General features: G+C 39.5%; 12 protein-coding genes. 6 read left to right on the top strand and 6 right to left on the bottom strand.

Annotation, left to right across the window (positions count from 1 at the left end; all coding sequences use genetic code 11):
- Nucleotides 1-15: 15 nt before the first annotated feature.
- Nucleotides 16-2,097: a TonB-dependent receptor gene (locus tag MWU82_RS02065; RefSeq protein ID WP_247095059.1), complete on the bottom strand. Its 2,082-nt coding sequence runs from the start codon at nt 2,095-2,097 to the stop codon at nt 16-18.
- 244 nt (nt 2,098-2,341) lie between these two features.
- Here MWU82_RS02065 and MWU82_RS02060 point away from each other — a divergent pair, with 244 nt between their 5' ends.
- From MWU82_RS02060 to MWU82_RS02050, 3 genes are all read left to right on the top strand, one after another.
- A complete protein-coding gene (locus MWU82_RS02060; RefSeq protein WP_215949625.1) occupies nt 2,342-3,103 on the top strand; it encodes an exodeoxyribonuclease III in 762 nt (253 codons plus the stop codon).
- A 181-nt stretch (nt 3,104-3,284) separates the two neighbouring features.
- Nucleotides 3,285-4,841 carry a VCBS repeat-containing protein gene (locus MWU82_RS02055; protein ID WP_247095058.1) on the top strand — a complete coding sequence of 519 codons (1,557 nt, stop codon included), beginning with the start codon at nt 3,285-3,287 and terminating at the stop codon, nt 4,839-4,841.
- Between the two features lie 73 nt (nt 4,842-4,914).
- Nucleotides 4,915-5,955, top strand: coding sequence for an NADP(H)-dependent aldo-keto reductase (locus MWU82_RS02050; protein ID WP_247095057.1), 1,041 nt, complete (start codon nt 4,915-4,917; stop codon nt 5,953-5,955).
- Between the two features lie 130 nt (nt 5,956-6,085).
- On the opposite strand, the gene radA is transcribed toward MWU82_RS02050, so the two are convergent.
- From radA to panC, 5 genes are all read right to left on the bottom strand, one after another.
- Nucleotides 6,086-7,447, bottom strand: a complete 1,362-nt coding sequence (gene radA, locus MWU82_RS02045) for a DNA repair protein RadA (protein WP_247095056.1) — start codon at nt 7,445-7,447, stop codon at nt 6,086-6,088.
- 229 nt (nt 7,448-7,676) lie between these two features.
- The gene (locus MWU82_RS02040; RefSeq protein WP_247095055.1) at nt 7,677-8,819 is read right to left on the bottom strand and encodes an alpha/beta hydrolase-fold protein; all 1,143 of its coding nucleotides are present in this window, start codon (nt 8,817-8,819) and stop codon (nt 7,677-7,679) included.
- A 25-nt stretch (nt 8,820-8,844) separates the two neighbouring features.
- Entirely contained in the window at nt 8,845-9,810 is a 966-nt protein-coding gene (locus MWU82_RS02035) for a lysylphosphatidylglycerol synthase transmembrane domain-containing protein (protein ID WP_247095054.1), read from the bottom strand.
- A gap of 2 nt (nt 9,811-9,812) precedes the next feature.
- A complete protein-coding gene (panD, locus tag MWU82_RS02030; protein ID WP_093977447.1) occupies nt 9,813-10,163 on the bottom strand; it encodes an aspartate 1-decarboxylase in 351 nt (116 codons plus the stop codon).
- Between the two features lie 76 nt (nt 10,164-10,239).
- Nucleotides 10,240-11,082: a pantoate--beta-alanine ligase gene (gene panC / locus MWU82_RS02025; protein ID WP_247095053.1), complete on the bottom strand. Its 843-nt coding sequence runs from the start codon at nt 11,080-11,082 to the stop codon at nt 10,240-10,242.
- A 103-nt stretch (nt 11,083-11,185) separates the two neighbouring features.
- On the opposite strand from panC, the gene MWU82_RS02020 reads away from it, so the two are divergent.
- From MWU82_RS02020 to glmS, 3 genes are all read left to right on the top strand, one after another.
- Nucleotides 11,186-11,995, top strand: a complete 810-nt coding sequence (locus tag MWU82_RS02020; RefSeq protein WP_215949619.1) for a glycogen/starch synthase — start codon at nt 11,186-11,188, stop codon at nt 11,993-11,995.
- A gap of 5 nt (nt 11,996-12,000) precedes the next feature.
- A complete protein-coding gene (locus MWU82_RS02015; protein WP_247095052.1) occupies nt 12,001-13,839 on the top strand; it encodes a DUF4270 domain-containing protein in 1,839 nt (612 codons plus the stop codon).
- A gap of 128 nt (nt 13,840-13,967) precedes the next feature.
- Nucleotides 13,968-15,815, top strand: coding sequence for a glutamine--fructose-6-phosphate transaminase (isomerizing) (glmS, locus tag MWU82_RS02010; RefSeq protein WP_247095051.1), 1,848 nt, complete (start codon nt 13,968-13,970; stop codon nt 15,813-15,815).
- The last annotated feature ends 84 nt before the right edge of the window (nt 15,816-15,899 follow it).

Here is a 15,899-nt window from a genome sequence, read left to right as displayed (position 1 = left end):
CTTTTTTTGTTTCCCTTATAGTGAATATCCTAAACGTAAACTGCTATAGAAATTTCTATCATTACCGGGATAGTAGTACCTAGGTTCGGCGCCGCCAAAACCAGTGGTATTTATAAGTACGGATTGGGCATAGTTGACATCGAAGATATTGTTGATACCAAAGGATATGTCCATCGATAGCTTTTTACCCAATTGGTTTTTATACCCCACTTTACTATTCACCACATTAAAGGCATCACTGTAGAGTTCATTAGCGTCCGTTAAAGGTATTTCTCCTACATATTGATGGGTGGAATACCAATAAAATTTATTGTTAAGTTGGGCTTGTAGGCCAGAATTCAATCTGTGTTTGGGAACCCCTGTCAATGGATTTCCGGAATAATTGTTGTCCCCATCAACAAAGGTTACAAAACTGTGATCGTTAAATGTATAGCTAATAAAAGGGGTTACCCTAAGCTTTGAGGAAATGTCAATTTTATATTCGGCATCCAATTCCAAACCTTGGTGCTGTGTCTTGCCTGCATTCTTCCCAATATATTGATCTTCACCTACCCTTTGGGCTACCAGTAGATTTTTAATATCCATTCTGTATAAGGCAAGGTTTATGTTTAATTTTCTATCCAACATAAGCAGACTAGTGCCAATTTCATAGTTCACGCCTGTTTCTTGGGCAATATCAGGATTAATTACCCCGTCCGGAGTAAGGGTTTCCTCCACCGTAGGATTGGAAAAGCCTTTACTTATATTGGCATAGATTGATTTTGTGGCTGAAAAATTATAGTTGAGGTTTAGGCTGGGCAGCACTATGGCGTCAAAATCCCTTTCTGCGCTCTTATTATCTGCTCCTTGATTGAATTCATCCCTGAAATCGTAATAGGTTTTGTTTACACCTAGCCCAATTTGGGAAGAAAAGGCCTTCCCCAATGGAATAAGTAGATTGCCAAAAGCATTGAACTGTCGCCTAAACTCTTTGTTATCGGCAAATTGATCGCCCTGTACACTTCCTTGTCCATTATTATCTTGATATAGATTTTCAAATTCGCTCCATTGGTATTCATCCTTGTATAATTCAGCACCAAAATTGTAGCCAATTTTAGGGCCATCGGTAGCCCATGCACCAGCGAACTTTGTCCGGAAACCATAGCCGTTGGTGTATTCCTCCAAAATTCCAAAAGGTCTGGGTTCATAGTGATCCAGATAGGAATAGAAAATACTGGTGGTGTTGTTTATTTTCTCTGAAAAGGCATGATTTAAGGTAAGGCCGGCAAGGCTATATTTGTTATCCTCGTATCCTTTGGCAGATTTCCATGTAAATGCGGCCTTGGTGGGGTTTTCCTTAAAATCGGTCTCTCCTAAAGAGCTAGGTATTTGGGCGTTATAATCAACATGGTTAAATAGAAGGCCAATATTGGTTTTGGGAGTTATTTGGTAATTCAAATCCAAGAGTACCCCTTCGCGTTCAAATCTGTTGTTTTCCCTATAGCCATCGGTCTCCAAAAAGCCATAGTGAAAGTTTAGCGCAACCTTATTTTCCTTTAGACTAAATTGTAGGTTGTTCTTAACTAGACTGTAGGAGCCTATAGTAAAGTTATTTCTGAAATAGGTAGACTCGTTGGTGGGCTGTTTGGAATTCAGCAAAATTGCCCCTCCCAAATTGGCCCCATAATTAGTTGCTTTTGGACCCTTGATTACCTCCACCGAACTTAGATTTTCCAAATCGAAGGATTCAATGGTAGAGAAACCCGAACCGTTGGTTATTGGGATATCATTATAGTAAAGACGCAGTTTATCCGTCCCGTACAAGGTTCTTGCACCTACCCCCCTAATGGTGATTCTGTTAGTGTTCAAAGCCCCGGACAATATATAAACTCCGGATATCTGATTGATTGCCGAAACCATATCTACGGGACTGTAGTTCTGAAATACCTTGGTGCCTATAATTTTAGTGGCTATAATGCCATTATCTGGGGCCGATTGAAGGGAATCCAAAAGGATTACTTCGTCCAATTCAGTGATGCTGTCTCTCTGGATGGGTTCTTGGGCATAGGATACAAATAGGGAAGATAAGGCCAATAGAAAGTGAAAGGAGGATTTCATGCATTTAATTTAAGTCTCAAACTTAAGGATTATTATCTGATTTTTTTCTACTGAAATTCAAAGTTTCCATGGCTTGGGTACTTTAAAGCAAGTATAAATATTAACTATTTTACGCTGCCTTTTCGGTTACAAAAAACATTGGCTATTTTTGGCCAGATTTTGGTAAAGTGGACATAGAAGTAAACTAAAGCACATATAACTTCATTATATTTAAAAGGGGTGAGTGCGGCATAAATATATTTAAATGAAAATTGTTTCTTATAACGTAAATGGAATCAGGGCTGCTGTGAAAAAGGGATTTTTGGATTGGTTAAAAACAGTAAATCCGGATGTGGTGTGTTTGCAAGAAATCAAGGCCAACCGGGATCAATTGGATCTGGCAGTATTTGAAGCCTTGGGTTATCACTATCATTACTGGTACAGTGCCCAAAAGAAAGGATATAGTGGAGTGGCCATCCTTGCCAAAACACAACCGGACCATGTGGAGTACGGAACGGGAATAGACTATATGGATTTTGAGGGGCGAAATCTTAGGGCCGATTTTAATGGAGTCTCTGTCATGAGCCTTTATTTGCCCTCTGGAACCAATATAGCCCGATTGGATCATAAACTGCAGTATATGGCCGATTTCCAAGACTATATAGATGATTTAAAAAAGGAAAATCCGAATCTTATTATTTGCGGGGATTATAATATATGTCATGAGGCTATAGATATTCATGACCCTGTTAGAAACAAAAATGTTTCCGGTTTTTTACCTGTGGAAAGGGAGTGGATCGGCAATTTTATGGATAGTGGTTTTGTAGATAGCTTTAGACATTTTAACAAGGAGCCCGATAATTATACGTGGTGGAGCTATAGGGCAAACTCCCGAGCCAATAATAAGGGATGGAGATTGGATTATGGTTTGGTCAGCAGGCCGCTGGTGAGTCGTTTGAAGCGTTCCGTTATTTTGTCGCAAGCCGTTCATAGTGACCATTGTCCCATTCTTGTAGAGTTGGATTAGAGACACAGGCTTGGAACATAATTTTTATATCCATTGAAATGTGAAGTGATTGCCTAAATAAAGTATATTGGGGCAAGGTCTTAGTTGAATTAAATTGTAATTTTTAATTTTAGATGTCATTATCCATTTTGGAACTTTGATCGGTAATTGAATAAGGCTAATTTAACTAATAAGAGCGGGCATGAAAATGGTAAGTGTTTCTCGATTGATTTATGCTCTATGCCTGTCATCTTTTTGTTTAGCAATCTTTTTTCAGGGTGAAAATATATTCCCGCCACAGAAACAAAAATCCAAATTAAAGTCATCGGGTAAGGAATTGGCAGAAAGGTATTGTCAAATGTGCCATACTTTTCCCGAGCCAGGATTATTGGATAAAAATACTTGGCAGAAGAGTGTTCTGCCCAATATGGGTATGCGCTTGGGCATTAGGACAAATGGAGCCGATCCTTTTGAAGACCTTGACCCTATAGATGAAAGTATTGTAAGGAATCTAAATATCTATCCTGATGCTCCATTGATTTTAAAGGAGGATTGGGACAGGATTGTAGAATATTATGTTCAAAATGCCCCAATTAAACTGGAGTCGCAACAAGTAACCGTTAGTCGTACCAAAGAAAAGGCCCCTTTTAAATCACAATTTATTACGATAGGAGACAACAAGCTTCCAAAAGTGTCATTGCTGAACTTCAATGAGGCAACGTCAGAGCTTTATATAGGCGACAACAATAATCTTTACGCCCTTAAAAACACGGGTGAAATCAGCAATAGTTGGATATTGAATAGTCCTGCCTCGCATATTGAGTTCAACGAAAATTCAGACCCCTTGCTCTTGACCATAGGGCAATTTAGACCATCCGATCAGGAGTTGGGTAGGCTGGCCAATTTAAAAACAAGGGAGAATAGTCAAAGCCCTAACATAGCCATTTCAAAATTGCGAAGGCCGGTTTATTTTGCTTCGGGCGATCTAAACGGAGATGATAAAGAGGATGCAGTGGTTTGCAGCTTTGGAAATTACGGTGGCAAATTATCATGGTTTGATGATTTTGAACCCTCTAAGGAACATGTATTAAGTAATTTACCAGGGGCCCGAATGGTAGCGATCAAAGATCTAAATGGGGATGAAAAACCAGATATTATTGCCTTGATGGCACAGGCCTATGAGCAAATTTCAATTTATTACAATAAGGGACATGGGGAGTTTGAACAAGCGAAGGTTTTGGAATTTTCCCCGGTACATGGCGTTAGTTATTTCGAATTGGTCGATTTTAATAATGACGGATTTCAAGATATTTTGCTTACCAATGGAGACAATTGGGATTATTCCAACGTGGATAAACCATACCAAGGACTTAGGATATACCTGAACGACGGACATAATAATTTTAAAGAAACATTCTTTTATCCCATGTTCGGATGTAGTAAGGCCGTGGCCAGGGATTTTGATAATGATGGGGATTTGGACATAGTGGGCGTATCATTTTATGCAGATCTTAAAGACCCTAGGGAAAGCTTCGTCTATTTATTGAACAACGGAAATTTGAAATTCACTGCATCTTTTCATCCGGACGCAGTATATGGTAGATGGTTGACTATGGAAGTGGCCGATTTTAATGGGGATAGTAGGCCAGATGTAATGCTGGGGTCCTTTATGTTTAATATTAATGAAATGGCCAAGGTGGTGGCTTCTACTGGTATATCTTCATTTCCACAGGTTTTATTGTTGACGCAAGTTGAGTGATATAACGAGAGTTGGGACATTTATTTGTTTTAGTAGATATTAATTATTTTTTTTACACTCAAAAAACACCTGAATGAAGTATACCAATCTCCCCCACACCGAAATTGAAGTAAGTAAAATATGTCTGGGCACCATGACCTGGGGCCGACAAAATACGCAAGAGGAGGGCCACGAGCAGATGGATTATGCCTTGGAACAGGGAATTAATTTTTTTGATACCGCAGAATTGTATCCCATTCCAGCCACAAAGGAGCGATATGCTGACACCGAAAGAATTATTGGCAATTGGTTTAAAAAGAAAAAGAACCGCGATAAGGTAATTTTGGCATCCAAGATTGCAGGAAAAGCCGAAATGACCAAGTTCATCAGAACCACAGGAATAAACCGGGACACTATTAAACAGGCCGTTGAGGGAAGCCTTTCGCGCTTGCAAACGGACTATTTGGATCTTTATCAGTTGCATTGGCCGGATCGGACAACAAATTATTTTGGAAAAAGAGGGTATAAGCATAGTATCAATGACCATTGGGAGGACAATATCCATCAGATATTGGAAGCTTTAAGAGACCTTGTAAGAGAAGGAAAAATTAGACACGTAGGTATTTCCAACGAAACTCCATGGGGAGCTATGAGGTACTTGGAGGAAAGCAAGGTACATGCCAGTTTACCAAGAATGATTACCATACAGAATCCATATAGCCTTTTAAACCGTCTTTTTGAAGTTGGTTTGGCAGAAATTTCACATCGGGAAAATTTAGGCTTATTGGCTTATTCGCCTTTAGGCTTTGGTACTTTGAGCGGCAAGTATTTGGGAGAAAGAAAACCGGAGAATTCCAGGATTGCCCTTTTTCCAAATTACAATAGGTACAGTAGTGAAACGGCTATTAAGGCAACCCAAAAATATTATGATTTGGCCCGGGCAAACGGCTTGTCATTAGCACAAATGGCACTTGCCTTTGTAAATTCGAGACCATTTTTAACCTCCAATATAATTGGCGCCACTACTATGGATCAGCTTAAGGAAAATATAGGGAGTATAGAGGTGCAATTAAGCGAGGAGGTACTAAAGGGTATTGAGGCGATACACAATGAAATTCCTAATCCAGCTCCTTGAGGATATGATAGCGATATATTTTTTAAAAGTAGGTTTTTGGCAACTAGGTTTAATTGTTGTGGTCGTGGTTCTAATGATGGTTTTGGCAAGGATGTTCAATTCTAAAAAATAGCGAATACTTAAGCGGACACTAGGAGAATAGACTATTGGCTACATCTTCGATCTTGGAGGCCAATTGTATTCGGATTTGGGTGTTTTTTAAAGTTATCTTATTGTTTTTGGAAACATAGATTGTGCTGAAACCCAATTTTTCTGCTTCCAAAATACGTTGATCTATACGTTGTACCGGCCTTATTTCACCAGCAAGACCTACCTCGGCAGCAAAACACACCCCTTTTTCTATGGGAATGTCCTCGTTACTGGAGAGGATGGCCGCAATAACGGCAAGGTCAATGGCGGGGTCGTCCACAGATATACCTCCAGTAATGTTTAGAAAAACATCCTTTGCCGCCAATTTAAATCCGGCCCTTTTTTCCAGTACCGCCAAAAGCATGTTCAATCGCTTTGCGTTGTAACCTGTGGTGGAACGCTGTGGCGTGCCATATACTGCTGTGCTTACCAAGGCCTGTATTTCTATCATCAGAGGGCGCATACCTTCTACGGTAGACGCAATTGATGTTCCGCTTAAACCTTCGTCGTTCTTGGAAATTAGAATTTCGGACGGATTGTTAACTTCCCTTAGACCGCTTCCCTGCATTTCATATATTCCTAATTCGGAGGTAGATCCAAAACGGTTTTTTAGGGATCTTAGGATGCGGTACACGTAATTTCTATCGCCCTCAAATTGCAAAACGGTATCTACCATGTGCTCCAATATTTTGGGTCCGGCGATAGTGCCGTCTTTGGTGATATGCCCAATGAGGATAACTGGAGTGTTGGTTTCCTTGGCAAATTTTATGAGTTCCGCCGTGCATTCCCGTATCTGGGAAATACTGCCTGCGGTAGACTCAATATAATCCGTATGAAGGGTTTGTATGGAATCTATCACCACAATATCGGGCTCAGTGGCTTCGATCTGTTGAAAAATGTTCTGTGTTTTGGTCTCGGTAAGGATAAAACAAGTTTCACTATTGGGGTGAATGCGATCTGCACGCATTTTAATTTGTTTTTGACTCTCTTCCCCGGAAACATATAAAGTTTTGTAAGGGAGTTTAAGGGCTATTTGTAGTAATAAAGTACTTTTTCCAACTCCGGGCTCCCCGCCCAAGAGGGTTAGGGAGCCAGGGACCAATCCACCACCTAGGACCCTATTGAACTCCAGATCGAAAGTGTTGAGTCTTATTTCCCTGTCGGTGCTAATTTCATTGACCCTTAATGGTTTTGCAATTTTTTTGGAGGGCTGGGAAGAACTTTTCCAAGATACTTTTTCCTCTTTCTGAATTACCTCTTCCACAACGGTGTTCCATTGCTTGCAAGCTCCACATTGTCCTACCCACTTGGCATATTGCGTTCCACAGTTCTGACAAAAAAAAGCAGTTTTTGTTTTGGCCATTATTTAAATTATGGTTTGCGCTAAGGTAATAAGAAGTTTGAAAAGGATGTAGGGTTTTGTACACTTAGGCTAAAATGATGCCAAGTGCAGTTAGGGTAATGGGATAAGGGCAATAAGTATTTCCCAACATGATGGATAAATGACTATGCAGGTAACACCAATGGCAGATTTACAAACTTCCGGACTTTAGGATTTTTAATTTCGCCTGAGCATTTATGTAAAAGCTGGTTTAGTATCCAAAATCAGCTTTGAGGGCATCAATTTTTTCCAAGGCCATTTCTTTGGTGAGAAAATCAATTTCTTCCATGCCAAAAGCCTTTTCAAAAGTCCTTAGGGCCTTTTTAGGTTCGCCCAATTGCTCGTAATATTCGGCTTCAAAATAAAAGCCCAACATAGTATTGGGATACTCTTTTTTACAAAGATCTGACAAGGGCTTCAGGGATTCAAAATCTTCCTTTTTTCTAGAGGCGGCATATATGGCCATAATGTCGTTTAGACTGGTTGTTTTTCTAAAGCCAAATAGATTTTCTATGGAAGCTTGTTTGTATGCCAGATAATCAAATACAGGTCCAACCTGGGTTAAAATCTTTTCTTTGTACTCCTTTGGACTTATGGGTTTGAACATCCCAAAGATATTGTCGAAGGCTTTCCCAATGCCGTAGGTGGCTACAGAAATATGGTCTGCATTCTCGTATTTATCAAAGAAATAGTGCAAATTATCACTTTTCATCCCTTTTAAGTTTTGATCCAATGCCAAGACCCTATTGCTATTTTCACTTTTTTCGCCCTCCAAGATCAATTGGTAGAATATTTTCTTTTTCATCACCGATAACCTCGAAGGCACCCTTGTTTCCATTTCTGGGGCCAAGTATGGTGAAATGCTTATATAGGCATTGAAAAGGGAATCGTCCTTAAAGAGGTAAAAATTTCCAAAATTGGCAGTGATATCATATCCTACGAACATTTTAAAGGGAGCTGTACTGAATTTGGTTTCCAAATAAGGGATAAGTTCCATTCCCAAAAATTCGAAGAACAGTTTGCCTTTTTCGTTGGGCAGACCACTATCGGGCTCAAAGGCACAATCCTGATTCCTTAGGTTGTTTTTAGATTGATTTACGCCAACTACAATAGCTTCCGGCATACCGTGGAAATTACTGTAAAATTTTGCGTTGGCCACCACTTGATCAAATAGATATTCTCCATCTAGAACAACAATGATAGGATATTTTTTTTCTGCGGTATAGGTTTCGGGGAAGTAGTATTGTACATCCCTGCGCTCCTGTAATTTGAAGGATTCGAATATTTCTTGGGTTACCTGTGCATTGCTGCCAAAGTAGACAAACAAGGCCAATAAAGTAAAAAAACGTTGCATAGAACAGTATTTGGGCAATAGAAGACTATTTGTTTCTGTTCCATAACGGTAAAATCAGAAAAGATATTGCGCCAAATACTACTATCATTAAAGTTTGTGAAATCCACATAATCCATCCAAAGGCATCGCCTGAAACCTTGCTAATGCCGAAAATTGCCAAGGCGCTACTAACGGCAATGGGATAAATGCCTATGCCACCATTGGTAGCGGACATGGCAAAGGCTCCTGCCACAAAGGCTACCAGTAACTGACTTACGCTTAGGTCCACGGTTTCCAGAACCGTATATTTTATTACCCAAAACATGGCTATATAGGCTAGCCAAATAAATAAGGTGTGAAAAACAAAACCCCATTTGTTCTTCATTCTAAAAATACTGAGGATGCCCTCCAAAAGGCCTCTCAAAAATGTTTTTATTTTCAGGGCCAATTTTGATTTTGATTTTTTTAGTATATACATACCAATGGATAGGGCCAATATCCCAGAACCAAGTAGTACCAATAGCAATACAAGATTAAAACCTTTTTGTTGAAGGAAGTCCCATATAATTTCGGTTTGAAGGAAGAGTGCTATGGCCACAATCAGGAATAGCATAACCAGGTCGATGACCCTTTCGGTAACTATGGTTCCAAAGCCTTTTTGGAAGGGAACATGCTCGTAGGTGGCCAAGGCTGTAGCCCTTAATATTTCTCCGGACCTAGGTATTCCCAAATTCGTAAAATAGGCCGTTAATATAATCAATATATTGTTGAATAGTTTCGGCTTATAGCCTAATGGCTGCAACAAATAATTCCATCTTACAGCTCTGGAAAGATGTGTAAGGATTCCTAAAAAAACGGATACCCCGACCCAAAAAAGGTCTGCATTTTTTATGTAATGTATTATTTCCGATCTATCCTCTTCGGAAGTGGAATAATAAGAATACCAAACCAAAAAAACACCCAGCAGTATGGGGAGAATTGTTTTTAAGGTATTCTCAATGGAAGATTTCAAAACTAGGTCAACAGATTGGTTTCCTCATTGGGGAAAACCAAGGATGGATTGAATTTCTTGGCCAGCTCAATATCCATGGTAGCATAGGTTATTAGAATTAAAACATCGCCAACGGCTACCTTTCTGGCGGCAGCGCCATTTAAGGTTACCTCGCCACTGCCCCTAGTTCCGGGAATAGCATAGGTCTCCAGCCTTTCCCCATTGTCGTTATTGACAATTTGTACTTTTTCACCTCTAATAATATTGGCCGCATCCATCAAATCTTCATCAATGGTAATACTGCCTATATAGTTAAGGTCAGCACCCGTCACTTTTACGCGGTGTATTTTAGATTTTACTACTTCTATTTGCATGGGACAAAGTTAATCATTTATGCCAATTGGATTTCCAATTTAATTATGGTCGGCATTATGTAATTGGATTTCAACTTTAAAGGGCAATGTTATCTATAAGCCTAACATCTCCCGCATAAACGGCGATAAAGGCTCTATATTTTACCTTTTTGTTTTTTCTTTTAACCGGTTTCAATTGGTCTACATCTGCAATTTTAACATATTCCAAGTTTAGTTTTGGGTGGGCGTTAAATTGCTTTTTTACCCAATCCATTGTAAAATTAGCACTTTTCGTGCCAAATTTAAGTTTGGCAGCTTTTAGGGTTTTGTAAATAAAACCAGCCTCTTGTCTTAATTCTGTGTCCAATCGTTCGTTTCTGGAACTCATAGCCAGTCCGTTGGCTTCCCTAACAATTGGGCAACCTATGATTTCTATTGGCAAATGGACTATTTTCACCAGTTTTTTAATGATTTGCAGTTGTTGAAAATCCTTTTCCCCAAAGTATGCCCTGGTTGGAGAGATTAAGCGCAATAGCTTTTCAACAATTGTTCCTACACCGTCAAAATGTCCTTTTCTAAATTCACCTTCCATAACATTTTCCAATCCCTCAAAATCGTATGTTTTGGAGATAATTTCACCAGAATATATTTCGGAGGCAGAAGGTGCAAAAACCACTATCCCATCGGAAACTGCTTTTAAAAGGGTTAAATCGGCTTCCAAAGTGCTTGGGTACTTGTCCAGATCTTCCTTGTTATTGAATTGTGTGGGGTTTACAAAAATGCTTACCAGGGTAAGGTCATTTTCTTCAACCGACTTTTTAACCAAGGCTATATGTCCCATATGCAATGCCCCCATGGTTGGGACCAAACCAATTGTTTTGGTTTTTTTATGGGAGTCTAGATAAGACTTTAGTTCCTTTTTAGTGTTAATTAGCTGCATTCGTTTTACTTAAAAGAGAGCAAACTTACTATAATTACTGCTAATCTGCATAATTTTTGTAATTTTGCACTTTCTCTTACTCTATTAATAAAATATTGCTTTTATGAATGGCAAAAAGATATTGTTTGTATCTTCAGAATTAGTACCCTATCTACCAGAGAACGAAGTTTCCTTAATGTCTTACGAAACCCCAAGAATGGTCAATAGTAATGGTGGCCAAATAAGGATTTTTATGCCAAGGTTTGGGAATATCAATGAACGTAGGCATCAATTGCACGAGGTAATTAGATTATCCGGGATGAATTTGGTGATCAACGATATGGATATGCCATTGATCATAAAAGTTGCCTCTATTCCTAGAGAGCGTATTCAGGTATATTTCATTGATAATGATGAATACTTTAAAAGGAAGGCAACATTTACCGATGAGGATGGGAAATTATTTCCCGATAATGACGAAAGAGCTATTTTCTTTGCCAAAGGTGTGGTAGAGACGGTCAAGAAATTGAATTGGTCCCCAGATATTATACATGTTCACGGATGGTTGGCATCTTTGTTGCCACTCTATCTTAAAAAGTTCTATGCCGACGAGCCTTTATTTTCTGAAAGCAAGATTATCATGTCCGTTTATGGGCAAGGTTTTGATGGTACATTGGATAAAGACCTCATTAAAAAGATTGCCTTCGACGGAGTTCCTGAAGAAAGTATAAAAGCGCTTGAGGAGCCCAATTATAATAATTTGTTAAAAGTTGCTGTGGATTATGCCGATGCTGTTATTTTAGCGGCAGAAGATATTCCGGCCGACTTGGAAGACTACATATCCAAGCTCGAAAAACCTGTTTTGCCATTTGTTCCTTTACAGGAGTTTGAGGAAGCTTACGTGAATTTTTATAACACCAAAGTTTTAAAATAATCTAAATGAATTTACTGAACAGATTAAAATTACCTACTGTGGTAGGTATATTGCTTGTTGTGGTCTTGGGGTCCTGTGAGGAGGATTTGACTACCATAGGTAGTGGTGTAGTAGGTGGCGAACCATTTACGGCCGGCAAGGCGGTTTACGATGTTTTTGCCTACAATAAAAAGATAGAGGCGGTAAGGACCAATAAACTACCGGCATATCAAATCGGGAATTATACAGACCCAATATATGGAAAAACTGAGGCTAGTATAACCACTCAGGTGCAGTTGTCCATTGCCAATCCCAGTTTTGGAAATTATTCTGCGTCAGTGGAAGAAACTGCCGATACAGATTCCAGTACCCTTACCATAAAAGAAAATGAGACGGTGGAAGAGGTTATTCTTTTCATACCTTTTCTGACAAACCCAAAGGGAGACCTTGACCTTGATGGTGTGGCCGATGCTTATGATGCAGACCCCGAGGATGCCAATAGCGATAGCGATGGGGATACTTTGACGGATATCCAGGAAAAATCGCTTGGGACCGACCCATTAAACCCGGATACGGACGGCGACGGCATAAATGATAATTTGGACGACGATACTGCAGTAAATAGATTCCCGATAAAGTATGACCTGGATAGTATTTTTGATGCCAACGGAAATATTCCGGAATCCTTTAATTTTAAGGTAGAACGATCTACTTATTTCTTAAGGGATTTGGATCCCAATACCAATTTTCAGGAGGCACAGCAGTATTATTCATCCCAACAGTTTTCACCGACCTTTGTATCGGATTTATTGTTCGATGGCGCTGTAGAGGTGAGCAATGTGGAAGAATTGATCTTTAAGGAAGACGATCCCGAAACAGAGGATGTGGATGAATCGGAGGAAGCGCCAACTAGGATTGCTCCCGGAATAAGAGTGCCCTTAAATACAGCATTTTTTCAACAAAATATTATAAATAAGGAAGGTTCTTCAGAGTTGTTGAGTCAGGCCAATTTTGCTGAATTTTTCAGAGGTGTCCATTTATCCATTCCGGATGATGTGTTAGTGTTGTTGGATATAACACGGGGGAATATTACCATAAAATATACATATGATAGTGTAACCAGTTCTGTGGATGATACCGTTATTGAAAGCGAGAAGGAGTTTGTGCTAAATTTCATTAGGCGCGATACTAGTACAGGTGCGGTAATTGGGAATGCCGTAAATACTTTTATCAATGAGGCCTATCCAGCTGATATCGCGAATAGATTGGACAATGGGGAAAACGCATCTAAGGTCTACTTAAAAGGTGGGGCAGGAAGTTTTGCCCAAATTAAACTTTTCGACGAAATAAATGGGGATGAGATCATCAACCAGATCAAAGCCAAGAATTGGATCATAAATGAAGCTAATTTGGTGTTTTATGTAGATCGAAATACTTTGGATGCGGCCGGTAATGTTATTGAGCCTTCAAAATTGTATTTGTTCAAGGACAACACCAATAGACCTGTCTACAATGAATTTCTGGAATCTGAAGAGGATTACAACGCTGGTAATTTTACCAACTATGATGGAGGTCTAAATAAGGTAAGCGGTAAAGGGCAGAGCTATAAAATTAAAATTACAAATTATATTAACGACCTAATAGTAAGGGATTCTACCAATACCACCCTGAATTTAACCTTGACTTCGGACATACGGATTGCAACCACCGGAAAGGCCATGTTGGCCAATAGTACGGAGGGAGAAGTACCTGTGATGTCTTCTATAAATCCTTTTGGGACTGTCCTTTACGGCAGTGATAATTTACCCAGTGGGCAAGAGGGAAAAAAATTAAAACTCGAAATTTTCTACACCAAAGCAAATTAAAGGCCAGAAAAATACCACTTATAGTATTTTTACGTTAATTAACTAAAAGATAAAAGGTTTTACATAACAAGCAGTTAAATTTGTTAAGTAAAACCTTTTGTTAATTACTAACCATTAAACTTTGAAATATGTGTGGAATCGTAGGATATATTGGGCATAGGGATGCTTATCCCATTATTATAAAAGGACTTCAGCGTTTAGAGTATAGGGGATATGACAGTGCAGGTATAGCCTTATACGATGGCAACGCTATAAATTTATCCAAGACCAAGGGCAAGGTAGAGGATTTAAAAAATAAGGCAAAAAGTACCATTTCCCTTGAGGGTAAATTGGGAATTGGACATACAAGATGGGCTACACATGGTGTCCCCAATGATGTTAATTCGCACCCACATTATTCCAATTCTGGAGATTTGGTAATTATCCATAATGGGATTATAGAGAATTATGATGCTATAAAGAAGGAATTAACCAAAAGGGGCTATACTTTTTCTTCAGAAACCGATACGGAAGTATTGGTAAACCTTATAGAAGAAGTTAAGCGCAAGGAAGGGGTTAAGCTTGGGAAAGCTGTGCAAATTGCTTTGAATGAAGTGGTTGGGGCATATGCCATTGCAGTTTTTGACAAGCAAAAACCAGATGAAATAGTAGTAGCCAAATTAGGTAGTCCTTTGGCGATAGGTGTAGGGGAGAACGAATTTTTCATAGCGTCCGATGCATCCCCTTTTATAGAATTTACCAACAATGCCATTTATTTGGAAGATGAGGAAATGGCGGTCATTAGATTGGGGAAGGAAATTAAATTGAGAAAAATAAAGAACGATGCCATTGCCTACCCTTCTATCCAAGAATTAGCACTTAATCTTGAGGAAATTGAAAAGGGTGGGTTTGACCACTTTATGCTAAAGGAGATCTACGAACAGCCAAGAGCTATTTTGGATACCTATCGTGGCCGACTTAGGGCTAAAGAGGGGATTATTAAAATGGCGGGCGTAGATGATAACCTGGAAAAGTTTTTGAATGCCAATCGTATTATAATAGTGGCATGTGGTACCTCCTGGCATGCGGGATTGGTGGCAGAATATATTTTTGAAGATTTGGCCAGGATTCCTGTAGAGGTGGAATACGCTTCGGAGTTCAGATATAGAAACCCGGTTATAACGGATAAGGATGTGCTTATTGCCATTTCGCAATCCGGGGAAACGGCAGATACGCTGGCAGCCATTAAATTGGCCAGGGAAAAGGGAGCTTTTGTGTTTGGTGTGTGTAATGTTGTTGGGTCTTCCATAGCTAGGGAGACAGATGCAGGTGCCTATACCCATGCCGGTCCCGAAATTGGAGTAGCTTCGACCAAGGCATTTACTACACAAATAACGGTGTTGACATTATTGGCCTTAAAATTGGCCAAGGAAAAAGGGATCTTCAACAAAACACGTTTCCATGAGCATTTAACTGAATTGGAAAATATTCCCGCCAAGGTGGAAAAGGCCTTGCTTTCAAATCCACTGGTGGAAATAATAGCCAATGTCTATAAGGATTCTACCAACTGCCTTTATTTGGGTAGGGGGTACAATTTTCCGGTAGCTTTGGAAGGTGCTTTGAAATTAAAGGAAATAAGTTACATACATGCCGAGGGCTATCCTGCGGCAGAAATGAAGCACGGGCCAATTGCCCTGATAGATGAACATATGCCCGTGGTGGTAATTGCAACGAACAAAGGGCATTATGAAAAAGTGGTAAGTAATATACAGGAGATAAAATCCCGTAAAGGTAAAATTATCGCTGTGGTTACGGAAGGTGACGTGCAGGTTAAGGATTTGGCGGACCATGTCATAGAAATTCCGGAAACCTTGGAAAGCTTAACTCCATTATTGACTACTATTCCACTTCAGTTATTATCGTATCATATTGCGGTAATGAGAGGCTGCAATGTAGATCAGCCCCGTAACTTGGCCAAGTCGGTTACGGTGGAATAGAATCCCCTTAATAAAACTATAATGACATCCATAGATGATGGTCCAAAAGGATCGTTATTTATGGATGTCATTTTTTTGCAACCT

This window comes from Arenibacter sp. S6351L (genome assembly GCF_023016025.1).
GTDB lineage: Bacteria > Bacteroidota > Bacteroidia > Flavobacteriales > Flavobacteriaceae > Arenibacter > Arenibacter algicola_B.
The sequence above is the reverse complement of the archived record's forward strand: the minus strand, read 5'-3'. Positions and strand labels throughout refer to the sequence as shown.

Excerpts from the sequence above, each read along its gene's own strand:
- radA (WP_247095056.1), bottom strand. The coding sequence starts at position 7,447 with ATGGCCAAAACAAAAACTGCTTTTTTTTGTCAGAACTGTGGAACGCAA.
- MWU82_RS02065 (WP_247095059.1), bottom strand. The coding sequence starts at position 2,097 with ATGAAATCCTCCTTTCACTTTCTATTGGCCTTATCTTCCCTATTTGTA.
- MWU82_RS02015 (WP_247095052.1), top strand. The coding sequence starts at position 12,001 with ATGAATTTACTGAACAGATTAAAATTACCTACTGTGGTAGGTATATTG.
- panD (WP_093977447.1), bottom strand. The coding sequence starts at position 10,163 with ATGCAAATAGAAGTAGTAAAATCTAAAATACACCGCGTAAAAGTGACG.
- panC (WP_247095053.1), bottom strand. The coding sequence starts at position 11,082 with ATGCAGCTAATTAACACTAAAAAGGAACTAAAGTCTTATCTAGACTCC.
- MWU82_RS02050 (WP_247095057.1), top strand. The coding sequence starts at position 4,915 with ATGAAGTATACCAATCTCCCCCACACCGAAATTGAAGTAAGTAAAATA.
- MWU82_RS02055 (WP_247095058.1), top strand. The coding sequence starts at position 3,285 with ATGAAAATGGTAAGTGTTTCTCGATTGATTTATGCTCTATGCCTGTCA.
- MWU82_RS02040 (WP_247095055.1), bottom strand. The coding sequence starts at position 8,819 with ATGCAACGTTTTTTTACTTTATTGGCCTTGTTTGTCTACTTTGGCAGC.
- MWU82_RS02060 (WP_215949625.1), top strand. The coding sequence starts at position 2,342 with ATGAAAATTGTTTCTTATAACGTAAATGGAATCAGGGCTGCTGTGAAA.
- MWU82_RS02020 (WP_215949619.1), top strand. The coding sequence starts at position 11,186 with ATGAATGGCAAAAAGATATTGTTTGTATCTTCAGAATTAGTACCCTAT.
- glmS (WP_247095051.1), top strand. The coding sequence starts at position 13,968 with ATGTGTGGAATCGTAGGATATATTGGGCATAGGGATGCTTATCCCATT.